This window comes from Achromobacter sp. LC458 (genome assembly GCF_001005835.2).
Taxonomy (GTDB): domain Bacteria; phylum Pseudomonadota; class Gammaproteobacteria; order Burkholderiales; family Burkholderiaceae_B; genus Achromobacter; species Achromobacter spanius_B.
In genome coordinates this window covers 1-22,510 of record NZ_LBHW02000015.1, presented here as the reverse complement: position 1 = coordinate 22,510, position 22,510 = coordinate 1, and the positions used below count along the sequence as shown (strand labels likewise).

At 64.0% G+C, this 22,510-nt stretch carries 20 protein-coding genes and 1 pseudogene; 14 read left to right on the top strand and 7 right to left on the bottom strand.

Annotation, left to right across the window (positions count from 1 at the left end):
* Window positions 1-145 precede the first annotated feature (145 nt).
* From glnA to ntrC, 3 genes are all read left to right on the top strand, one after another.
* Window positions 146-1,558 (top strand): type I glutamate--ammonia ligase, encoded by a 1,413-nt coding sequence (gene glnA, locus YH64_RS14450; protein ID WP_006219661.1) that lies wholly within the window; start codon window positions 146-148, stop codon window positions 1,556-1,558.
* A gap of 192 nt (window positions 1,559-1,750) precedes the next feature.
* On the top strand, window positions 1,751-2,815 hold the full coding sequence (glnL, locus tag YH64_RS14445) for a nitrogen regulation protein NR(II) (protein ID WP_046804936.1): 1,065 nt from the start codon (window positions 1,751-1,753) through the stop codon (window positions 2,813-2,815).
* The gene (ntrC, locus tag YH64_RS14440) at window positions 2,815-4,317 is read left to right on the top strand and encodes a nitrogen regulation protein NR(I) (RefSeq protein ID WP_046804935.1); all 1,503 of its coding nucleotides are present in this window, start codon (window positions 2,815-2,817) and stop codon (window positions 4,315-4,317) included. Before glnL ends, ntrC begins: the two co-directional genes overlap by 1 nt.
* A 75-nt stretch (window positions 4,318-4,392) precedes the next feature.
* Here ntrC and YH64_RS14435 read toward each other — a convergent pair whose 3' ends face one another.
* Window positions 4,393-5,307 carry a LysR family transcriptional regulator gene (locus YH64_RS14435; RefSeq protein WP_046804934.1) on the bottom strand — a complete coding sequence of 305 codons (915 nt, stop codon included), beginning with the start codon at window positions 5,305-5,307 and terminating at the stop codon, window positions 4,393-4,395.
* A gap of 178 nt (window positions 5,308-5,485) precedes the next feature.
* On the opposite strand from YH64_RS14435, the gene YH64_RS14430 reads away from it, so the two are divergent.
* The 3 genes from YH64_RS14430 (at window position 5,486) to YH64_RS14420 (ending at window position 8,297) form a co-directional block, all read left to right on the top strand.
* Complete coding sequence (locus YH64_RS14430; protein ID WP_046804933.1) at window positions 5,486-6,184, top strand: pirin family protein; 699 nt, start codon at window positions 5,486-5,488, stop codon at window positions 6,182-6,184.
* A 103-nt stretch (window positions 6,185-6,287) separates the two neighbouring features.
* Window positions 6,288-7,193, top strand: a complete 906-nt coding sequence (locus tag YH64_RS14425; RefSeq protein ID WP_046804932.1) for a pirin family protein — start codon at window positions 6,288-6,290, stop codon at window positions 7,191-7,193.
* A 126-nt stretch (window positions 7,194-7,319) separates the two neighbouring features.
* Entirely contained in the window at window positions 7,320-8,297 is a 978-nt protein-coding gene (locus tag YH64_RS14420) for a tripartite tricarboxylate transporter substrate binding protein (RefSeq protein WP_046804931.1), read from the top strand.
* 60 nt (window positions 8,298-8,357) lie between these two features.
* Here YH64_RS14420 and YH64_RS14415 read toward each other — a convergent pair whose 3' ends face one another.
* The 3 genes from YH64_RS14415 to YH64_RS14405 all read right to left on the bottom strand — a co-directional run bounded on the left by YH64_RS14415 (window position 8,358) and on the right by YH64_RS14405 (window position 11,967).
* Entirely contained in the window at window positions 8,358-9,134 is a 777-nt protein-coding gene (locus YH64_RS14415; protein WP_143215392.1) for an ABC transporter ATP-binding protein, read from the bottom strand.
* A gap of 5 nt (window positions 9,135-9,139) precedes the next feature.
* Complete coding sequence (locus YH64_RS14410) at window positions 9,140-10,810, bottom strand: iron ABC transporter permease (protein ID WP_046804929.1); 1,671 nt, start codon at window positions 10,808-10,810, stop codon at window positions 9,140-9,142.
* A gap of 113 nt (window positions 10,811-10,923) precedes the next feature.
* On the bottom strand, window positions 10,924-11,967 hold the full coding sequence (locus YH64_RS14405) for a Fe(3+) ABC transporter substrate-binding protein (protein WP_046804928.1): 1,044 nt from the start codon (window positions 11,965-11,967) through the stop codon (window positions 10,924-10,926).
* A gap of 262 nt (window positions 11,968-12,229) precedes the next feature.
* Between YH64_RS14405 and YH64_RS14400 the strand changes: the two genes are divergently transcribed.
* The gene (locus YH64_RS14400; protein ID WP_006219651.1) at window positions 12,230-13,006 is read left to right on the top strand and encodes a ferredoxin--NADP reductase; all 777 of its coding nucleotides are present in this window, start codon (window positions 12,230-12,232) and stop codon (window positions 13,004-13,006) included.
* A 79-nt stretch (window positions 13,007-13,085) separates the two neighbouring features.
* Here YH64_RS14400 and YH64_RS14395 read toward each other — a convergent pair whose 3' ends face one another.
* From YH64_RS14395 to YH64_RS14385, 3 genes are read right to left on the bottom strand one after another with little or no spacing between them, the layout of a single operon-like run.
* Window positions 13,086-14,051: a tripartite tricarboxylate transporter substrate binding protein gene (locus YH64_RS14395; RefSeq protein WP_046804927.1), complete on the bottom strand. Its 966-nt coding sequence runs from the start codon at window positions 14,049-14,051 to the stop codon at window positions 13,086-13,088.
* A 42-nt stretch (window positions 14,052-14,093) separates the two neighbouring features.
* Window positions 14,094-14,480 (bottom strand): hypothetical protein, encoded by a 387-nt coding sequence (locus tag YH64_RS14390; protein WP_046804926.1) that lies wholly within the window; start codon window positions 14,478-14,480, stop codon window positions 14,094-14,096.
* The gene (locus tag YH64_RS14385) at window positions 14,477-15,835 is read right to left on the bottom strand and encodes an acyclic terpene utilization AtuA family protein (protein WP_046804925.1); all 1,359 of its coding nucleotides are present in this window, start codon (window positions 15,833-15,835) and stop codon (window positions 14,477-14,479) included. Before YH64_RS14385 ends, YH64_RS14390 begins: the two co-directional genes overlap by 4 nt.
* 96 nt (window positions 15,836-15,931) lie before the next feature.
* On the opposite strand from YH64_RS14385, the gene YH64_RS14380 reads away from it, so the two are divergent.
* From YH64_RS14380 to YH64_RS14350, 7 genes and pseudogenes are all read left to right on the top strand, one after another.
* Entirely contained in the window at window positions 15,932-16,846 is a 915-nt protein-coding gene (locus YH64_RS14380; RefSeq protein WP_046804924.1) for a LysR family transcriptional regulator, read from the top strand.
* 109 nt (window positions 16,847-16,955) lie between these two features.
* Window positions 16,956-17,342 carry a Rid family detoxifying hydrolase gene (locus YH64_RS14375; protein WP_046804923.1) on the top strand — a complete coding sequence of 129 codons (387 nt, stop codon included), beginning with the start codon at window positions 16,956-16,958 and terminating at the stop codon, window positions 17,340-17,342.
* Between the two features lie 38 nt (window positions 17,343-17,380).
* Window positions 17,381-19,471 (top strand): ATP-dependent DNA helicase RecG, encoded by a 2,091-nt coding sequence (gene recG, locus YH64_RS14370; RefSeq protein ID WP_046804922.1) that lies wholly within the window; start codon window positions 17,381-17,383, stop codon window positions 19,469-19,471.
* An 82-nt stretch (window positions 19,472-19,553) separates the two neighbouring features.
* Window positions 19,554-20,504, top strand: coding sequence for a LysR substrate-binding domain-containing protein (locus YH64_RS14365; RefSeq protein ID WP_046804921.1), 951 nt, complete (start codon window positions 19,554-19,556; stop codon window positions 20,502-20,504).
* A 178-nt stretch (window positions 20,505-20,682) separates the two neighbouring features.
* Entirely contained in the window at window positions 20,683-21,183 is a 501-nt protein-coding gene (locus YH64_RS14360; protein ID WP_046804920.1) for a Dps family protein, read from the top strand.
* A 250-nt stretch (window positions 21,184-21,433) separates the two neighbouring features.
* The gene (locus tag YH64_RS14355) at window positions 21,434-22,228 is read left to right on the top strand and encodes an SDR family oxidoreductase (protein WP_046804919.1); all 795 of its coding nucleotides are present in this window, start codon (window positions 21,434-21,436) and stop codon (window positions 22,226-22,228) included.
* Window positions 22,221-22,510: pseudogene (locus YH64_RS14350) on the top strand (sulfatase); the annotation flags it as partial. The gene YH64_RS14355 and the pseudogene YH64_RS14350, both read left to right, overlap by 8 nt.

Sequence of the window (22,510 nt, the reverse complement as noted above, 5' to 3'; positions counted from 1 at the left end):
TTGCACCATACCGGTGCTGCATTTTTCCGTGACCGTGCAGCCTTCCCCTGGGAATCCCTGGGGTAAAACCTGGCACGCTTATTGCTTCCCTCTTTATGCCAGTCGAGCGGCAAAGCCCTCGACCCTTTTATCTAATGGAGATGACATGGCAAGCCCGAAAGACGTCCTGAAACAGATCGCCGATAACGAAGTCAAATTCGTGGATTTCCGCTTTACCGATACGGTTGGCCGTGAGCACCACGTGTCCGTGCCCACCAGCCAGATCGACGAAGACAAGCTGGAAAGCGGCCAGGCTTTCGACGGTTCGTCGATTCCGGGTTGGAAGGGTATCGAAGCTTCCGACATGCTGCTCATCCCCGATTGCGCCACCGGCAACCTGGACCCGTTCCGCGAAGAGCCGACCCTGATCCTGTCGTGCGACGTCGTCGAGCCGTCGGACCTGAAGGGCTATGACCGCGACCCGCGTTCGCTGGCCAAGCGCGCCGAAGCCTACCTGAAGTCCTCCGGCCTGGGCGACACCGCCTACTTTGGTCCGGAACCCGAATTCTTCGTGTTCGACGGCGTAACGTGGAACACCGACATGTCGGGCACGTTCGTCAAGATCAAGTCCGAAGAAGCCTCGTGGTCGACCGGCCTGGAATTCGAGGGCGGCAACACCGGCCATCGTCCCGCCGTCAAGGGTGGCTACTTCCCCGTTCCCCCGGTTGATTCGTTCCAGGACATGCGTTCGGAAATGTGCCTGTTGATGGAACAAATGGGCGTGCCGGTTGAAGTGCACCACCATGAAGTGGCCGGCGCCGGCCAGCTGGAAATCGGCACCAAGTTCAGCACGCTGGTTCAGCGCGCCGACTGGACCCAGATCGTCAAGTACGTCGTGCACAACGTTGCCCACGCTTACGGCAAGACCGCCACGTTCATGCCCAAGCCCATCGTTGGCGACAACGGTTCCGGCATGCACGTGCACCAATCCATCTGGAAGGATGGCCAGAACCTGTTCGCGGGCAATGGCTACGCCGGCCTGTCGGAATTCGCCCTGTACTACATCGGCGGCATCATCAAGCACGCCCGCGCCCTGAACGCCATCACCAACCCGGGCACGAACTCGTACAAGCGTCTGGTTCCGCACTATGAAGCCCCGGTCAAGCTGGCTTACTCGGCCCGCAACCGCTCGGCTTCGATCCGCATTCCGTACGTCGGCAACCCGAAGGGCCGCCGCGTCGAAGCGCGTTTCCCGGACCCCCTGGCCAACCCGTACCTGGCTTTCTCGGCGCTGATGATGGCCGGCCTGGACGGCGTCCAGAACAAGATCCACCCGGGCGATCCGGCCGACAAGAACCTGTACGACCTGCCGCCGGAAGAAGACGCAAAGATCCCGACCGTGTGCTCCTCGCTGGAACAAGCGCTGGAAGCCCTGGACGCCGATCGCGAATTCCTGACCCGCGGTGGCGTGTTCAGCAACGACATGCTCAACGCCTACATCGACCTGAAGATGGGCGATGTGAACCGTCTGCGCATGACCACGCACCCGGTCGAATTCGACATGTACTACAGCCTCTGATCGTTTAGAGGCTGTGGCGGGGGGGAGCGCGATGATGGCGGCAGAAACCAGGGCCCACACATCGCGCACCACCAGGTCGCGGCTCGACGGTTTGTCCGCCAGGCGTTACGCCTGGCGGGCAGGGCGCCGGGTTCCGGCGCCGCCGTCGCGGGCGCGTTCCGCTTTTCCCCTGTCATTCGGGTACGTTGAAAAATGAATGTAGAAGCTCTCGATCTGCTTGCCACGTCCGTTTTCCTGGTCAACGAGCGCGGTCACATTGAGTATGCCAACGCCGCCGCCGAAGATCTGTTCGGCCGCTCGCGCAAGCAACTCTGCGGGCACTCCGCCGCCACGCTGTTCGACACCCCAGAAAACATCCAGTCCTCCATCGACCGCGCCGCTGCCGGCAGGTACGCCGACGTCAGGCAATTGGCCTCGTTGCGCCGCGCCGCCGAATCCGTCGAAGTCGCCGTCACCACGGTGGGGCTGACCGGTCAACGCTGGCCGGTATTGATCGAGACGCGCGAGATAGAACAGCGCGTGCTGGCTGACCGCAACCATCGCCTGGTTGACGAGATCGAAGCGCATCGTGAACTGCTGCGCAACCTGGCGCATGAAGTGAAGAACCCCTTGGGCGGTTTGCGCGGCGCCGCGCAATTGCTCGAAGCCGAGCTGCCCAGCGCAGCGCTGGCCGAATACACCCAAGTCATTATTTCCGAAGCCGATCGCTTGCAGGCGCTGGTGGACCGCTTGAGCGGCCCGCAACGTGTGCCGCTGAACGCGCGGCCGGTGAACATCCACGAGATCTGCGAGCGCGTCTGCGCCCTGATCCAGGCTGAATTCCGCAACGACGTGACGATCCTGCGTGACTACGACGCGTCGGTGCCTGATTTGAAGGGCGATGCGGCCCGCTTGATGCAGGCGGTGCTGAACGTGGCCCGCAATGCCGCACAAGAGTTGGTCGCGCGCCCGCAGGGGCCGCAGACGGAGCCCGGCGTGGTAACGCTGCGCACCCGCGTGGCCCGCCAGGTCATGCTGGCCCATCGGCAACACCGGCTGGCGCTGGTGCTGTCCATTATCGATAACGGTCCCGGCGTGCCGGACCACATCCGCGACCGCATTTTCCACCCGCTGGTCACGGCCAGGGCCGGTGGCACCGGGCTGGGCTTGAGCCTTGCCCAGGACTTCGTGCAACAGCACGGCGGCATCATCGAATTTGAATCCCGACCCGGGCGTACCGAGTTTCGCCTGGTCCTACCGATGGAGCCCGCACACTGATGAAACCCGTATGGATCGTCGACGACGACCAGGCCATCCGCTGGGTCCTCGAAAAGGCCCTGGCCCGCGCTGGTGTCCCCACCCGTAGTTTTTCCCAATCGGCTGATGTGCTGGAAGCGCTGTCGCGCGAAACGCCCGTCGCCTTGGTCTCCGATATCCGCATGCCAGGCGGCAACGGCCTGGAGCTGTTGCGCCAACTGAAGGAACGCCACCCCGGCCTGCCGGTCATTGTGATGACCGCGTTTGCCGATCTGGACAGTACCGTGTCCGCCTTCCAGGGCGGCGCGTTCGACTACCTGGCCAAGCCGTTCGACGTGAACGAGGCGGTGGCGCTGATTCAACGCGCCATGCAGGAATCCGCGCAGCCCGAAACGCCCGAAGGGCAGGGCGAGTCCGCGCAGAACAACGAACGCTGGATGATGACGCAGTCGTCATCGACGGCAATGCAGGAAGTGTTCCGCGCCATTGGCCGGCTGGCCCAGTCCAAGGTCACGGTGTTGATCACCGGCGAATCGGGCACGGGCAAGGAACTGGTGGCCCGTGCGCTGCATGGCCACGGCGTGCGCGCCAGCGGCCCGTTCGTGGCGCTGAACGCGGCGGCCATTCCGCGTGATCTGCTGGAAGCCGAACTGTTCGGCCACGAGCGCGGCGCCTTTACCGGCGCCAACAACCTGCGTCGTGGCCGCTTCGAAGAAGCGCATGGCGGCACGCTGTTCCTGGATGAAATCGGCGATATGCCGATCGAATTGCAGACGCGATTGCTGCGTGTGCTGGCCGAAGGCAGCTTCTATCGCGTCGGCGGCGCGCAGCCGGTGCGCGTGGACGTGCGCATCGTGGCAGCGACCCACCAGCCGCTGGAGCAACGGGTCGAGCAGGGCTTGTTCCGCGAAGACTTGTTCCACCGTTTGAACGTGATCCGCCTGCGTCTGCCGCCTTTGCGCGAGCGGGTCGAAGACATCCCGGCGCTGGCACAACATTTCCTGACCGCCAGCGCCCGTACGCTGGGCGTGCCGGTCAAGCGCTTGACCCCGGACGCCTTGGCCGTGCTGACCAAGTTCGACTTTCCCGGCAACGTGCGCCAATTGGAAAACTTTTGCCATTGGCTGACGGTGATGGCGCCCGGGCAGACGGTGGATCGGCAAGATCTTCCGCCGGAAATCCGGGCACTGGAACATCAGCAGCAACAGCCCGCGATGGCGCCGCTGCGTCCGGCCGCGCCCATCTCGGGTATCGGTACCGTGGTGCAGGCCGGGCAGGGGCAGGGCGTGGACGACGGCGCGCCGCGCAACTGGCAGGACTCCTTGCTGCGTGATGCCCAGTATCGTTTGGAGCGCGGCGAGCCGGCCGTCATGGCAACGCTGACCCGCCAATTTGAAAAGATCCTGCTGCAAAGCGCGCTGGACGCCAGCCGTGGCCGCCGCGTGGAAGCGGCGTCGCGGCTGGGAATTGGCCGCAACACCATCACGCGCAAACTGCGCGAACTGGGTATTGAGGACGAGTGATGTGACGGGGCGTGATGTGGCGCGGACGCCAGCCCATCAACCCCGTCACCCTTCATCCCTTCACCGCTTCACCCGCTACCCCAGCCCCAGCAGGCTTTCGCACAATCGCGGCGACTTCAGCTTCTGCAACCACCACTTCAGCGCTTCACCCGGCGCTTCCGCGCGCCAGGCGTAGGCGACGTGCTCGGTTAGCGACATCCCCTCATCGGTTTCACACACCACCAGCAAGCCTTGCGACAAGTACGGCGCCGCCATCGTCATCGGCAAGTAGCCGCAACCCAGCCCACGCACCTGCGCGTCGATCTTGGCCTGCATCGACGGCATCACCAGCGTGGCTTGGTCGGCAAGAATGCCGCGCGATTGCGGCGGCAGGTTGCGTGACGTATCCGCGACCACCACGGCACAGTATTGCGTGATGTCGCCCCGGCTCAGGGGCTGCGGCAACGACGCCAAGGGGTGATGCGCGGCCACGCAGAACGCAAACTGCGTCGTGCCGATGGCTTGCGACCGATACGGCCCCGTGGGCTCGGCATTGGCGCCGGCGCCTATCACCAGGTCGGCGCGGCCCGACGTCAAGGCGTCCCAGTTTCCACTTAGCACTTCGCTGGAAAAACGCAGCGTCGTCGCGCTTTCCAGCGTCTGGAATTCCTCGATCAGGTCATACAACGGCCGCCAGGGCAGTACGGCGCTGACCGCAATCCGCAATTCCACCTCCCATCCCGTGGCGATGCGTTTGACGCGGCACGCCAGGTCGTCCAGCGACTGCAACACGTGCCGGCCATCTTTCAGCAGCGTTTCGCCGGCCGGCGTCAGCAGCGCGCGGTGGCCCGAGCGATCGAACAACAGCACATCCAGCCCGTCTTCCAGCTTGCGGATGGAATAAGTAACGGCCGAGGGCACTTTGCCCAACTCGCGCGCCGCCTTGGCAAAGCTGCCATGACGGGCAATGGCGTCCACCAGGATGAGCAATTCGGGGGTAATGGGCTGCATGAGGGGCATCGCCAGGGGCGTTCAAAAAAGTTGAATGATCTCGTCAAAATATAGCGCCAAACGGCGGTTCCAGCGCGCGCAGAATATCACTCATGCCAGGGATGCAGCACACAGGCAACACCAAAAAGCCAGGCCCGCACCCCTACAACCATTCATATTATTGAAACAGGAGTCCACAATGCTTACGATTCGCCGCGCTAACGAACGGGGTCATGCCAACCACGGATGGCTGGATTCTTTTCATACCTTTTCCTTCGCCAACTATTACGATCCCGCCCACATGGGCTTTGGCTCGCTGCGCGTGATCAACGATGACCGCATCGCCGCCGCTCGCGGTTTTGGCACCCACGGTCATCGCGACATGGAAATCATTACCTATGTGCTGGATGGCGCCATCGCCCACAAGGACAGCATGGGCAGCGGCTCGACCATCAAGCCGGGCAATGTGCAGCGCATGAGCGCCGGGCGTGGCGTGATGCACTCCGAGTTCAACCCGCTGTCGGATGCCGAAACGCACATGCTGCAGATCTGGATCGAGCCCAACGTCACCGGCATTGCCCCGGAATACGAAGAGCGCGAGTTCAGCGATGCGCAAAAGCGTGGCCGCCTGCAAGCCCTGGTGTCGCCGGATGGTGATGACGGGTCGATGAAGATTCATCAAGACGCGCGCCTTTACGGCGGTCTGTTTGATGGCGACGAATCGGCCACGCTGACGTTGGCGGCCGGCCGGCGCGCCTGGGTGCACGTGGCGCGTGGCAGCGTGACGGTCAACGGGGTTGAACTGTCCGGCGGCGACGCCGTGGCGATCACGGACGAAACCCGTGTCGAGCTGTCCGGCGGCAAGAACGCCGAAGTGCTGGTGTTTGACCTGGCGTAAGCCTTGAGCGCCGGGCGGAAATGGATTCCGCCCGGCGATTTGTTTTGACGAGGCCGCTGGGCCTTAACATGGCCCTTGGCCTATTCATGCGGAGTACTGCACCATGTCCACCTTGTCTGAAGCCGGCGAAAGCCAGATCGAAACCGTCGTTGTGCCGCGCACCACCGACTTGGGCGGTTTTTCCGTCCGCCGCGCCATCCCGTCGGCGCAGCGTCGCACGGTCGGTCCGTTTGTTTTTCTGGACCACATGGGTCCCGCCGATTTCGACGTGGGGTCTGGCATTGATGTGCGGCCGCATCCGCATATTGGCCTGTCTACCGTCACCTATCTGTACGAGGGCTCGATGGTGCACCGCGACGGCGCGGGCAATACCAAAACCATTCTTCCGGGCGAAGTGAACTGGATGACGGCGGGGCGCGGCATCGTGCACTCCGAGCGTTCGTCGCCCGAAGCGCGCCTGGCGCCGCAACGCCTCTGTGGCCTGCAAATCTGGGTGGGCCTGCCCACCAAGTACGAAGAGACGGACCCCGGCTTCACGCACTACGGCCTGGATGCCCAGCCGGTGATCGAAGGCGAGGGCGTGCGTGCGCAAGTGGTGGCGGGCTCGCTGTTTGGCAAGACGTCGTCGGTCAAGACGCTGTCGCCGCTGTTCTATGGCGACCTGCAGTTGCAGGCGGGTGCCACGACGGTGCTGCCGGCGGAGTACGAAGAGCGTGCGGCGTATCTGGCGCAAGGCACGGTCGAAGTCGACGGGCAGGTGTTTGAAAGCGGGCGCCTGGTGGTCTTTGCGCCCGGCCGGCCGGTTCAGATACGCGCCATCACGGCAGCCCGCTTCGCCGTCATTGGCGGCGAGCCGCTGGATGGTCCGCGCTATGTCTGGTGGAACTTCGTGTCCAGCAGCAAGGACCGGATCGAGCAAGCCAAGCAGGATTGGCAACGCACCCGTTTCGACCAGGTCGTGCCTGGCGACGAGACGGAATTCATCCCGCTGCCCGAACCGCGCGCCTGACCGCGTAGTCGTCGCGGAAAGTCATCGCGAACAGACGTCGCAAATAGTCTCGACGCCCCTGCCGCGCAAGCCCTGCGCGGCAGTATGATGCGCCTCCAATCTTTGACAACAACAGGATGGAGACACATGCATCGCTATACGTTCAATCTGGTGCGCGGCGTGGCCGCGCTGGCGCTGGTGCACGGCGCGTCCGTGGCGGTGGCCGCGGGCTACCCGACCAAGCCCATCACCTTCATCGTGCCGTACACGGCCGGCGGCACCACCGATTTGGTGGCGCGCACGGCGGGCCAGAAGGTCGCCGAAAAACTGGGGCAACCCGTCATTGTTGAAAACCGCCCCGGCGCGGGCGGCAATATCGGCATGGACGCGGTGGCCAAGGCCGCGCCGGACGGCTACACGATCGGGTTCGGCGCCATTTCGACCAACGCGTTGAACCCCTTCGTCTATCCGAAGATGCCGTTCGATCCCACCAAGGACTTCACGGGCGTCAGCATGTTGGGCGCGTCGTCCGTGGTGCTGGAAACGGGCCCGGCCTTGAAGGTCGACAGCGTGAAGGATCTGGTCGCCTACGCCAAGCAGCATCCGGGCACGTCGTTCGGCACGCCGGGCACGGGCACGTCCATGCATCTGGCCGGCGTGATGTTCGATCAGCTGACTGGCGCGGGCATGCAGCACATTCCGTACAAGGGCAGCGCGCAGGCGCTGAACGATTTGCTGGGCGGGCACTTGCCTGTGATGTTCGACAACCTGCCGGCGTCCCTGCCGCACATCAAGTCCGGCAAGGTGCACCCGCTGGCGGTGACGGGCAGCAAGCGCGCGCCCGCGTTGCCGGACGTGCCGACGCTGGCCGAACTGGGATACTCGGGTGCGGTGGTCGACCCCTGGTTTGCCGTGTACGGCCCGGCGAACATGTCGCCCGAAGCCACGCGCGCCTTAAGCGAAGCTTTCCAGTGGGCGTTGGCGTTGCCCGAAGTCAAGGACAAGCTCGAGCAAGCTGGCTTCATGCCCTATGGCTCGACGCCGGAAGAAGTGCAACGCCTGACCGCCAGCCAGTACGAGTCGTTCAAGGCGCTGTCGCAAAAGGTGAAGCTGTCGGCGGACTAAGCGCCGACGCGTGTCGCCACGACTGCGCGCCGAATGCGGGATGGAAATGCAGAATGGAAATCAGCGCCCGCGGGCGAAAGCCTGCTCCCGCTGTTCTTCCAACGCTTCGCGGCGGATGAAGTCGCGCACGAAATCGTTGCTGGGCTGATGGTGCAGGTTGTACGGGGTGTCCCATTGCGCGATGTTGCCCTGGGTCATGACGCCGATGCGGTCGGCAATAGCGAAGGCTTCGGCCTGGTTGTGCGTGACGAGGATGGCCGTGTGGCCGGTCGTTTTCAGGATGTCGCGCACTTCAAACGCCAGGCGCTCGCGCGTGTCCACGTCCAGGTTTGAGAACGGTTCATCCAGCAACAGCAGGTCAGGCGAGGGCGCCAGCGCGCGCGCCAGCGCCACCCGCTGCTGCTGCCCGCCCGAGATTTCATGCGGATAGCTGGCGGCGGCGTGGGCCAGGCCCACCAGTTCCAGCATTTCTTCGACGCGCCGCGCACGCTCGGCACGCGGCAGCTTGCGCAGGCCAAAAGCCACATTCAGCGCCACCGTCAGATGCGGGAACAGAGCGTAATCCTGGAACATCATGCCCACGCGCCGGTGTTCGGGCGCGACCTGCTCGGTGGCCGACGAAATGACGGTGCCGTCCAGCAGGATGCGGCCCGCGCGTACCGGCTCGAAGCCGGCAATGGCACGCAGCACGGTCGTTTTGCCGCAGCCCGATTCACCCAGCAGGCAGCCGATATGCCCGACAGGCAGGCCCAGCGACAGGTCTTGCACTACGGGCTTCAGGCCCTTGGGCGTGTCGTAGGCCAGGGAAAGATGTTCGATTTCTAGCAGATCGGGCACGATGATCAATGTCCCATTTTCAGATTGGTGCGCGCCAGCAGGATGACGGGCAGAAGGCCGGCCAGCACGATTGCCAGCGCCGCGACGGCGCCTTCCTCGTACGTGCCGCGCGCGGCTTCGGCGTAGAGCCAGGTGGCCAGCGTGTCGAAATTCATGGGGCGCAGCAGCAGGGTGGCGGGCAGTTCTTTCATGGCGTCCACGAACACCAGCAGCGCGCTGGCCGCCAGGGCGGGGCGCAGCAGGGGCAAGTGCACGCGGCGCAGCGTGCCGCCGGATGTCTCGCCCAACAGGCGCGACGCCTGTTCCAGCGAAGGCGGAATGCGGGCGAGTCCGGCTTCCAGCGCGCCGGTCGAAATGGCCAGGAAGCGGATCACATATGCGCACACCAGCGCCGCCATGGAACCCATCAGGAACAGGCCCGTTCCGCCAAAGACCTTGGCCACCGCCGTGTCGATCCAAACGAACGGCGTCAGCAGGCCAATGGCCAGCACGGTGCCCGGCACGGCGTAGCCCAGGCTGGCAATGCGGGCGCAGGCGCGGCCGGGGTTGAAGCCGGCGCTTTCGCGCAGGGTGCGCCCCGCCCACGCCACGATCAGGCCGCATAGCAACGTGACGATGGTGGCGCTGAACGCCACGATCAGCGTGTTCGACAGGCCGTTAATGAGCTGGTCCGATACGCCACCGACCTGGTCCAGGCGCTTATAGGTTTCCACGACCAGATAAAGCGCGGGCGCCACAAAGCCCAGCACCACGGGTATCCACCCCAGCAGCGTGGCGACGGCGGCGGCCGGGCCACGCAGGCGGCGCGGCTGCATCGGGCGCATGCGCTGCGTGTTGGCATAACGCTGGCGTTTGCGGCCGTGCCGTTCCAGCAGGATCAGGCCGATCACGATAGCCAGCATGGTCAGGGCGATCTGCGCCGCGCCGGCCAGGTCGGAACGCGTGACCCAGGTGGTGTAGACCGAGACGGTCAAAGTCTGCACGCCCAGGAATTCCGAGGCGCCGATGTCGTTCAGCGTTTCCAGCAGCGCCAGGCTCACGCCGACCACGATGGCGGGCCGTGCCAGCGGCAAGGCCACGCGGCAGAACACGGCGATGCGGCCGGCGCCCAGCGTGCGCGCGGCTTCCAGCAGGCTGGCCGCCTGCGTCATGAACATCACGCGGGTGCTGAGGTAGACGTAGGGGTACAGCACGAAGCCCAGCACGAAAATCGCGCCATAGATGGAACGCAGGTCGGGCAAGCGGAACTGGCGCGGGCTGTCATAGCCCAGCAGCGCGCGGATGGCGGTCTGGATGGGGCCAATGGGGTGCAGCAGATCCAGGTAGGCGAACGCGATGATGTAGGTGGGCACCGCCAGCGGCAGCAGCAGCGCCCAGGTCAGCACGCGGCGCGTGGGGAAGTCGTAAGCGGTCACCAGCCAGGCGGCGCCCGTCCCCAATAGCGTAACGACCACGCCCACCCCGGCAAGCAGAATGGCCGTGTTCGCAAGCGCCTGCGGCAGCACGTAGCTGGCCAGATGCTGCCAGTGCGAAAGTTCCCCGCCCAGCGCCCACCAGCCCAGCGTCAGCACCGGGGCCAGGACGGCCAGGGCAATCAGGCCCGCGCCCGCCAGCCAGCCGGCGCCGCGTTCGGTCCAGCGCAGACGCATCGGCCGGGGCAAAGATTCAGTGTGCATGCTTCAACGTTGATGGCATCAATGGCAAGGCCTGTTCCCTTCAAAAAAGGGAACAGGCCCAATACTGTTCGATGGCCACTGGACGCTTGTGGCGTCAGGCAGCCATCCAGGGATCAGTTGTCGAAGCCGACCTTGTCGACCAATTCGCTGGCTTGCTTGCGATGCTTGGCGATTTCGGTCAGGGGCAGGGGATCCACCTTCAATTCACCAAAGCTGGCGATGACCGGGTCCAGCTTCACGCCCTTGCGCACCGGGTATTCGTAATTGGCCTGGGCGTACAGCGCCTGGGCCGGTTCGGATACCAGGAAGTCCAGCAGCTTGATGGCGTTGGCCTTGTTGGGCGCGTGCGCGGCCACGGCGGCGCCGCTGACGTTCACGTGCGTGCCACCGCTTTTTTCGCTGGCGAACGTGGGGCGGATGACCTTGATGGCGTCGCCCCATTTGCGGGCGTCGGTGCCGGGTTCGGCGTTCTTCATGTGGCCGACGTAGTAGGCGTTGGCCAGGCCGATATCGCAAATGCCGCCCAGGATGTCACGCGCCACGTCGCGGTCGCCGCCGGCAGCCTTGCGGGCCAGGTTGGCCTTGACGCCACGCAGCCATTTTTCAGTGGCCTCGGCGCCGTCATGCGCAATCATGGAGGCGACCATGGCGGTGTTGTAGGGATGCTGGCCCGAACGGATGCAGACCTTGCCCTTCCACTTCGGGTCGGCCAGGTCTTCGTAGCGGAAAGATTCCAACTTCAAATCCTTTTCCACGTACAGCACGCGGTCGCGCAGCGACAGGGCGTACCACTTGCCGTCGGCGCCGCGCAGGTTGGCGGGGATCACCGACTCCAGCGTTTGCGACTTGACGGCCTGCGTCACGCCGCCATCAACCAAGTCCAGAAGGTTACCGATGTCCACGGTCATCAGCACGTCGGCGGGCGACTTGGCGCCTTCCGCCTTGACGCGTTCCAGCAGGCCGTCCTTGACGAATACCGTGTTGACCTTGATGCCGCTTTCTTTGGTGAAGGCGTCCAGCAACGGTTGGATCAGCTTGGGTTCCCGGGTGGTATACAGGCTGACTTCTTCCGCGGCGTTGGCCGATACGGTGAAGGCGGCGGCGCCGGCCAGCGCCAGGGCGCGCAGCAGCGAATTCAATTGGGGACGCTTGGTCATGTCGGGAAACTCCGGCTAGGGCTGCAACGGAAAGGGCAGGGTCTTGCAAGCCTTTCCGCTGCTTAAAACAGTCTGCTAACGAAAATGATTATCAACTGAGAACGCGACAATAACAGGAAGCAAAGACGCGTTCAACTCTTCGTAAGCGGCACTGTTCCAGCCTTGATTCCTATCAATACGTCATAAGCGTATTACGGAATAATGAGACAAGTTCCCAACAAGACCTGTAGAATAGGGACAACCCTAATAAGCGAATTCCGACATGGCTGCTTTCAACACAGAGCGCGTACTTAGCGTGCACCACTGGAACGACACCCTGTTCTCCTTCACCACGACGCGTGACGCGGCCTTGCGGTTCCACAACGGCCACTTCGTCATGATCGGCCTGGAAGTTGAAGGCAAGCCGCTGCTGCGTGCCTACAGTATCGCCAGCGCCAACTACGAAGAAAACCTCGAATTTCTCAGCATCAAGGTGCAAAACGGCCCGCTGACGTCGCGGCTGCAGCATCTGAAAGAAGGCGACACCATCCTGGTCAGCCGCAAGCCGGTTGGCACGCTGGTCGTCGACGACCTCAAGCCCGGCAAGCATCTGTTCCTGTTCGGCACGGGCACCGGCCTGGCGCCATTCATGAGCATCATCAAAGACCCGGACATCTACGAACGCTTCGACAAGGTCATTCTGGTGCATGGCGTGCGTTGGGTCAGCGAACTGGCCTACGCCGACTTCATTGAGAAAGAACTGCCGAACAATGAATTCTTCGGCGATGTCGTGCGCGAAAAGCTGGTGTACTACCCCACCGTCACGCGCGAGCCGTTTCGCAACCAGGGCCGCATCACCGAGCTGATGGAAAACGGCAAACTGTGCGATGACATCGGCATCCCCCAGATCAATCCGGAAACCGATCGCGCCATGATCTGCGGTAGCCCGCATATGCTGGCCGACATCAGCGCCATGCTGGATAAGCGCGGCTTCACCGTGTCGCCGGGCGTGGGTCAGCCGGGTGACTACGTAGTTGAACGCGCATTCGTGGACAAATAAGTCACCGTATTGCGGCAGTAAAAAGCCCCATCGCATGCGATGGGGCTTTTTTATGTTCGTCAGGCGGAGACGTCGGGGATCATTCCGGTTGAATGCCGGCCTTTTTGATGATGTCGCCCCACTTCTTCGATTCCGCTTGCTGGAAGGCAGCCAGCTCGTCCGGCGTGGACGTGGCGGCGTCGGTGCCCGTCTGTGCGTAGAACTGCTGGGCCGGCTTGGTCTTGGTGGCCTTCACCAGCAATTCGTTCAGACGCTTGACGACATCGGGCGGCGTGCCGGCCGGCGCATAGGCCGCGAACCAATAGCCCATTTCGTAACCCGGCACACCGGCTTCCGCAATCGTCGGTACGTCGGGCGCCAACGGCGAACGCGCGGTGCCCGTCACGCCCAGCGCGCGCAATTTGCCCGACTTGACCTGCGGCAGGCCGGTAGCGGTGTCGGTGATCATCATGTCGATCTGGCCGCCCAGCAGGTCGGTGACCGCCAGCGGGTTGCTCTTGTACGGCACATGCAGCAGTTGCACGCCAGCCATCTGCTGCAACAGTTCGCCTGCGATCCGGCTGCTGGAGCTGCCGCTGCCAAAACTCAGCTTGCCCGGCGACTTCTTGGCTTGCGCCAGGAAGTCGGCCACGGTCTTGGCCTGGGAATTCGGGTTCACCACCATGATCTGGCCGCCTTTACCTAACAACGAGATCGGCGCAAAATCCTTGACCGGCTGGTAGGTCAGCGATTTGTACAGATGTTCGTTGGCGGCGTGCGTGGTGTTGGTGGTGATGAGTACGGTGTAGCCGTCCGGCGCGGCGCGCGCGCCCGCCGCGGCGCCGATCATTGCGCTGGCACCCGGCTTGTTTTCAATGACGACCGCCTGACCGGTCTGCTCGGTGACACCCTGGCCAATCGCGCGGCCGATCTGGTCGGTGGCGCTGCCGGCCGCAAAGGGCACGATGAACGTGATCGGCTTGGTGGGGAACGACTGGGCCAGCGCGGTCAGGGGCAGGGCGGCGGCCAGCAACAAGGCCAGGCGGCCCTTCGATGAAATTCGCATGTTGTGTCTCCTGTGATGCTTTTTTTATAAGGGGTGGAAAATTCAGGCGGCCGCTGGGCGGTCACCGGGTACGTCTGGCAGCCGGCGTGCCAGTTCAGGGCTGACCTCCACCGTCAGGTCCAGCAATCGAAAAGACAGGCTCTTGCCGTGCGTGTCCAGGTTCAGGGCATCGTTTACACCGCCGTCCAGCACGCCTTCCAGTACGAAATTCATGGCGTGCAATGTCGGCAGCAGATAGCGCGTGACGCGCGCGGGGTGGCGATACGCAAACCACTCGGCCACGCGCGCTTCAGTCACTTGGGACACCAGCACGTCGTAGCACTCCGGGTCCCAGGCGATCAGGCTCAGGTTCGAGATGTCGCCCTTGTCGCCCGAACGGCTATGGGCCAGGCGGTACAGCGGCACGGCCTGCATGTTGGAAGAATTCATGGCGCGATGGCCTCCAGGAAAGTCCAGCCGCTGTGCACGGCATCGCGGGCGATGGTGCAGGACACCATGTTCAGACGCGGACGCAACGCGGTGCGCACGCCGCCGCCGCCAGCCGGGCCGCAGGTGTACAACGCGGTCACTTCGCGCAGGATGCGTTCGGCTTGGGCGCGGTCGGCGTGTTCGCCAGCCAGGCGCAGGCGCACGTCGCGCGCATGCGAGTCGGGCAGGGAGCGCCGCATTTCGCCCGCGTCATCGCCCAGGATGCTGATCGCGCCGATCAGGTCGGCGCGTAGCGTAAAGCCGGACCCAAGCCGCTTTTGCACGATGTCCGCAGCCAGGCGCGCGCGGGCTTCCGCTTGCACACCCGCGTAGGAAATCTCGGCTTCGGCCAACCAGCCGCCTCGGTAGCAGACGTTGACCTTGAGCTCGTCCGGGCGGGCGTGGCCCGTAATGCCGTGCACCGCGACGCGGTTGCCGCCCAGTTCCACAACGCGAGCCTGGCTCAGGTCCGCCACCACATCGGGTGTCAGGTAGCGCGCCGGGTCGTGGACTTCGTACAGCAGTTGTTCCTTCACCGTGCGCGCGTCCACGGCGCCGCCCGTGCCATCCGCCTTGCTGATGACGAATTCGCCGTCGGCATGGATTTGCGCAATCGGAAAGCCCGCCGCGTGCACGTCGGGCACTTCTTTCAAACCGGGCACGCAGAAATAGCCGCCCGTCACTTGCAAGCCGCACTCCAGCATGTGGCCGGCCATGGTGGCGCGACCCAGGCGCGGCCAGTCCGCCGCGTCCCAGCCAAAGTGAGCCAGGGCGGGGCCCAGCGTCAACGAAGGGTCCGCCACACGGCCCGCCACGACGATCTGGGCGCCGGCCATCAGCGCTTGCGCGATCTCGGTGGCCCCCAGATAGGCGGTTGCGCTGACGACATCGTGTCCCGTCAGCGCGTCGCCCAGCCGCTCTTGTAGCAGCGCACGTTGCTCCGGCGTGTTCAACGCATCGCCGTAGACGACGGCGATGCGCGGCGTGGGCAGACCCTGTTCGCGCGCAATGGCCGCAATGCGCCGGGCGGCGGCTTCCGGGTTGGCCGCGCCAAAGTTGCTGACAATGTTGATGCCATGGCGCAGGCAGTCGGCCAGCACGGGCGACACCAGGTCGTCCAGCAGCGGCTCGTAGCCTCGGTTGGGGTCGTCGTTGCGTGCCAGTTGCGCCAGCGCCAGCGTGCGCTCGGCCAGTGTTTCGAAGATCAGAGTGCCGCCGCCCTGGGCGGCCAGCGTGCGCACCACGGCGGCGGCGCCGTCGCTGCGGTCGCCGGAAAAGCCAGAGGCGCAGCCGATAAGCAGGGGAGATTGAGGCATAGGGGGTCCAGTCGGGCCTTGCGATGTCAAGCCACTATAGGCATGCGCCCATCATCCGTAAAATAGAAAGATCGGATCAATTGATAGAGAAAAGCCATGAATCTATCCGCCCGCCAGTTACGCGCGTTTGTCGCCCTGGCCGACGAACGCCATTTCACGCGCGCAGCCCAGCGCTGCCACCTGACGCAGCCGGCGTTCAGCGCCCTGATCCGGCAGCTGGAAGACAGCGCCGGCCTGCGGCTGTTCGACCGCAATACCCGCCACGTTGAATTGACCGCCGAAGGGCGGGTGCTGGACGCCTCCGCCCGCCGACTGCTGGCGGATATGGACCTGGTCATGGAAGACATGCGGGACCATGCCGCGCGTCGACGCGGCCGGGTTGCCTTGGCCGCGCTGCCGTCGCTGGCGGCGGGCTGGTTGCCGGGCCTGCTGGCGCGCTTTGGACAAGCACACCCCGGTATCGTGGTGGATCTGCGCGATGCCTTGCTGGACCCGTGCCTGGACATGGTCCAAAGCGGGCAAGTGGATTTCGCCCTGGCGTCGCGGCGCGCCGACATGACCGACCTGGACAGCGAATTCCTGCACGCCGACCGCTACTTCCTGGTGTGCCGGGCCGACCACCCGCTGGCGACCCAGCCCCGCGTCCGGCTGCGCGATATCGCAAAATATCCCGTCATCCAGCTTGCGCGCGGCAGCAGTGTGCGCAAACATCTGGACGAAGCGTTCGGTGCCGACGCGCCCTTGCCAGTATTTGAAGTCGAGCATCTGGCCACTGTGACCGGCCTGGTGCGTGCCGGCCTGGGCGTATGCGTGGTGCCCGCCATGACGCTTTTTCACTTTGCCAGCAATGACTTGCGCGTGGTGCCCCTGGCGGGTCGCGCATTGACCCGGCCGCTGTACCTGGTGCAGCGCCGTGGCCGCAGCCTGTCGGTTGCGGCGCAGGCGCTGGCCGACTTGCTGATCGCGCATCGTGGCGATATTGGCGGGGCCGGCCATCAGCCGTCTGCATGAAACCGGATTTCGTCCGTGCCTGCGTCATCCGGCCACTTTCGCAAATGTCTATTGCTGGATAAACTTCGATAGTTGTAGCTTTCTATCCGTCAACCGAAGGATTCCGCCCATGAGCAAGCAAATCATCCATACCGACGCAGCGCCCGCCGCCGTTGGCCCTTACTCGCAAGCGGTTGCCGTTACCGGCACCAAGACTGTCTACTTGTCGGGCCAGATCGGCCTGGAGCCGGGCACGGGCGATCTGGTCTCTGAAAACTTCGACGCGCAAGTGCGCCAAGCCTTCGCCAACATGCAGGCCGTGATCACCGAAGCCGGCGGCACGCTGGACAACGTCGTCAAGCTGACCTTGTTCCTGACCGACCTGGGCAAATTCACCGCCGCCAATTCCATCATGGCCGAGATCATTCCGCAGCCGTTCCCGGCCCGCTCGACCATTGGCGTGGCCAGCCTGCCCAAGGGCGCGCAGTTTGAAGTCGAAGCCATCATGGTTCTGTAAGGCGGCCCCGTACGCAGCATTCCGAGGTTCGTTTCTTGATGCCGGCCGCGGCCGTGGCTTCCAAGCGACCCGGCGCCGATAAGAACGGCGCCGGCAAACCGATGACGGATACCGAGCGCAAGCTTCGGAATCTGGGTCTGGTGCTGCCCGAGGACTTCGTGCTGCATCTGCCACTGCGCTACGAAGACGAAACCCGCGTCGTCCCCATCAGCGCCTTACGGCCCGGTTATGCCGGGCAGGTCGAAGGCGAGATCACCAAGTCCGAGGTCCAGTACCGGCCTCGGCGCCAACTTACCGCCACGCTGGCGGACGAGACTGGCGAAATCCAATTGCGCTGGCTGAACTTCTACCCCAGCCAGCAAAAGCAGATCAGCGTGGGCAAGCGCCTGCGCGCCCGGGGCGAAGTGCGCAGCAACCTGTTCGGGCGCCAGATGGTGCACCCGCGCATGACCAATGCCGACGCGCCTTTGCCCACGGCCCTGACGCCTGTGTATCCCACCACCGAAGGCCTGCCGCAACTGACGTTGCGCCGCGCCATCGCCCAGGCGCTGGACCGCGCCGACCTGTCCGACACCTTGCCGCCCGAAGCGCTTGAACGCTACGACCTGCCGCCGTTCGAGCCCGCCATTCGTGCGCTGCACACCCCCGCGCAAGGCGAATCGGAACAGGCGCTGCTGGACCGCGTGCATCCCGCATGGCGCCGCATCAAGTTTGATGAATTACTAGCCCAGCAGTTGTCGCTGGCCGCCGCGCGCGCCGCCCGTCGCATCAAGGAAGCGGAATCGCTGCCCGTGCGCAATGAGCCGGGTGGCTTGGTCGCCAAGCTGTATGCGAATTTGCCGTTCAAATTGACCGCCGCACAAGAACGCGTTGTGCAGGAAATCTCGGCCGACCTGGCCAAGCCCTATCCCATGCACCGTCTGCTGCAAGGCGATGTGGGTAGCGGCAAAACCGTCGTCGCCGCCATCGCTGCCGCGCAGGCCATCGCGGGTGGCGCGCAAGTGGCGCTGATGGCCCCCACAGAAATCCTGGCCGAGCAGCACTTTCACAAGCTGGTGTCGTGGTTGCAGCCGCTGGGCGTGAACGTCGCGTGGCTTAGTGGCAGCTTGACCGCCAAGGCGCGCCGCGAGGCCGCCGCTGCCGCGGCTGACGGCAGCGTGCAACTGGTCGTCGGCACCCAGGCCATTATTCAAGACCACGTTGAATTTCATCGACTGGGTCTATCTATTGTTGACGAGCAGCACCGCTTTGGCGTGGGGCAGCGCCTTGCGCTGACCAAGAAGGGCGAAACCGTGCGCGGCCGCATCGTGCCGCATCAGCTGAACATGAGCGCCACGCCCATTCCGCGCACGCTGGCCATGACGTTCTTTGCCGACCTTGACGTGTCCGTCATCGACGAACTTCCACCCGGCCGCACGCCTGTGTTGACCAAGCTGGTGTCGGACGCGCGGCGCGAAGAAGTCATCGCCCACGTCGCCCAGGCGGCTCGTGGCGGCCAACAAGTGTATTGGGTGTGTCCGCTGGTCGAAGAAAGCGAAGCGCTGGAATTGCAAACGGCGGTGGACACCTACGAAGGCATGCGGGTCGACCTTCCCGATTTGCGCATCGGCCTGGTTCACGGCCGCTTGCCGCAAGCGGAAAAGGCCGCCGTCATGCAGGCATTTCGCGAAGGCGAAGTGGACCTGCTTGTCGCCACCACCGTCATCGAAGTGGGTGTGGACGTGCCCAACGCCTCGCTGATGGTCATTGAACACGCCGAACGTTTCGGGCTGGCGCAGTTGCACCAGCTGCGCGGGCGGGTAGGGCGCGGCACCGCTGAATCAGTCTGTGTGCTGCTGTACCAGACCCCGTTGTCCCAGGTTGCACGCGAACGCCTGCGTGCCATGTTTGAAACGTCGGATGGCTTCGAGATTGCCCGACGCGATCTGGAACAGCGCGGGCCAGGCGAATTCTTGGGCACGCGCCAATCGGGCATGGCGCTGTTGCGCTTCGCCGACCTGGAAACTGATGCCTCTATCGCGGAAGACGCGCGCGATGCCGCGGTGTGGTTGCGCGCCGAACATCCCGCCGCCGTCCAGGCGCACCTGGCCCGCTGGATGCGCGGCCGCGAAGACTTCCTGCGGACCTGATGCGATGCGGCCCGTCCTACACCTGACTCATTCAAGCGCCGGCCCCAAGGCCCGCGCGTAACTTCCGGGGGCGCAGTCCACCATGACTCTCACCGAACTCAAGTACATCGTTGCCGTCGCGCGTGAACGCCATTTCGGGCGGGCGGCCGAAGCCTGTTTCGTCAGCCAGCCCACGCTGTCGGTCGCGATACGCAAGCTGGAAGACGAGCTGGGCGTGACGCTGTTCGAGCGCGGTGGCGCCGAGGTCGGTGTTACCCCCATCGGCCAACGCATCGTCGCGCAAGCCCAGAAGGTGCTGGAAGAAAGCGCCAGCATCAAAGAGATCGCGCGGCAAGGCCACGACCCGCTGGCCGGGCCGCTGCGTGTCGGCGTCATCCATACCATTGGCCCTTACTTGCTGCCCAAGCTCGTCCCCGTGCAAATCGGCCGCACGCCGCAGATGCCATTGCTGCTGCAAGAGAACTTCACCGTGCGTCTGGTGGAACTGCTGCGGCAGGGCGAAATCGACTGCGCCATCATGGCGCTGCCGCTGCCCGAGGCGGGCTTGGTGATGCAGCCGTTGTACGACGAACCCTTCATCGTCGCGGTACCCAATGACCACGAACTGGCGCAAAGAAAATCCATCGATGCGCAAGACCTGAAGCAGCAGACCATGCTTCTGCTAGGCAGCGGCCACTGCTTTCGTGACCAGGTGCTGGAGGTCTGTCCAGAACTGTCGCGGTTCTCGGCGGCCAGCGACGGCATCCAGCGCACCTTCGAGGGCTCGTCGCTGGAGACGATCCGCCACATGGTGGCCGCAGGCATCGGCGTGACCGTGTTGCCGATCACCGCCGTCCCCGAGCATCCGCCCAGCAACAGCCTGCTGCGCTATCTTCCGTTCGACGGCCACGTGCCCGAGCGCCGCGTCGTCCTGGCGTGGCGCCGCAGCTTCCCACGCCTGGCCGCCATCGAAGCCTTGGCGCAAGCGGTGTACGAGTGCGAGTTGCCGGGCGTGAAGATGCTGTCTGACGAGGCGGCGGCGGTGCAGGACTGATCTTTTGTCTGGTGCGCTGCCCGCCGTGCCGCCGTAGCGCCGTCCGCGGCCCCTTGCGGCACATTTGCGCAGGGTCAAAGCGGCGGCCCGCAAACCCTTGTTTTATGCGGGTTGCCCGCCATTTCATCATCTTTGCAGTGGTATCCTTCTTTCGTACTTTTCCCAATAGGAGCTAGCAATGGCCAAGTCCCCCAAGAAGACCCCGAGCGTTCCGCGCATCAACATCGGCATTTCGGACAAGGACCGCGCGGCCGTCGCCGGCGAATTGTCCAAGCTGCTGGCCGACTCGTACACGCTTTACCTGATGACGCACAACTTCCACTGGAACGTCACGGGGCCCATGTTCAACACGCTGCACCAGATGTTCATGACGCAGTACACGGAAGAGTGGACCGCGCTGGACAGCATCGCTGAACGCATCCGCGCCCTGGGCCACTACGCGCCGGGCACGTACCGCGAATATTCGAAGCTGTCGTCGATTGCCGAACCGGAAACCGTGCCGGAAGCGCTGGAAATGGTGCGCCTTTTGGTTAGCGGCAACGAGTCGGTTGCCAAGACGGCACGTTCGGCTTTTGAGAAGGCCGATGCGGCTAACGACCAGCCCACGGCTGATCTGCTGACGCAGCGCTTGGATGTGCATGAAAAGAATGCATGGATGCTGCGGAGCTTGCTGCAGTAACGCAAATCGTTTGATCGCTTACAATGGCCGGCCATCTTCGCCTTAGGGCAGATGGCCGTAACTTTGTGAACACCCCGATAATGGCCGCCGCAAGGCGGCCATGTCCATATAACCGTGCCACAGATAGCGCCTGAATTCGCTCTACGTCTTGCCTTGCCTCCTATAGCCGCGCATTCGCCGCGCGGGCTTCGCGTGCCCAACGACTTCAGCGCGCCCACTTTGGTCATCGCGCCAACTCTGCCCCCCAAGCATGCACACCACCGATAGCCAAGAGCCCGGTTTTCCGCGCTGCGTTCTCATCACCGGCGCAACCGGAGGCATCGGCGGCGCGCTTGCGCTGGAATATGCCAGTGCCGGCGCCAAAACCTTGATCCTGCAAGGCCGCAATGCCGCACGTCTGCAAGAACTGGCCGACCGTTGCGGCGCGCTGGGCGCGCGCGTCATCACGCACGAGCTTGACGTGCGCGACCACGACGCGCTGATGGCCTGGTTGACCAACGTCTGCGAAACCGAAATGCCTACCTTGGTGGTCGCCAACGCAGGCGTCAACATCAACACCGGGCCGAACGGGCAGGGCGAAGACTGGCAAGACGTCCATCGCCTCTTGGACGTAAACGTCAAAGCCGTCTTCGCCACCGTCCACGGCGTGCTGCCCGCCATGCGTCGCTTGGGGCACGGACAGATTGCATTAATCAGCTCATTGGCAGCCTGGAGAGGCTTGCCGGAAACCCCCAGCTACAGCGCCAGCAAGGCCGCCGTAAAAGTCTACGGCGAAGCCATGCGCGACGCGCTTGCCGGTGAAGGCATCAAGTTCAACGTCGTCATGCCCGGGTATGTGGAATCGCAGATGTGCTTCGACATGCCCGGTCCGAAGCCGTTTTTGTGGAAGGCGGATAGGGCAGCCAGGATGATTCGCCGTGGCTTGCAGCGGAATCGGGCAAGGATCAGTTTTCCGTTTCCGTTGAATCTGGGGTGCTTCCTGCTGTCGGTGATTCATCCGGCCGTGTCGGGGTGGATTCTGAAGAGGATGGGCTACGGTGATTGAGGCGTTCTGGATTCCGTTGCTGCCGCCGTATTTGATTGGGCTGGTGCTGTCGTTTGCGGTGGAGGCGTTGCTGACGCCGAGACCTGTTGCGCCCTGGCGGAGGCCGATGGCGGCGGTGGGCGTGCATGTGGGAGTGTGGACGCTGGCGTTTGCGCTGGAGCTGATGCTGTTTAGACGGCCGTATTTTGCGGTGGCTAATGTGCTGGCGATCGAGTTGTTGATCGTGCTGGTGAGTAATGCGAAGTTTAAGGCGCTGAAAGAGCCGTTTGTTTATCCGGATTT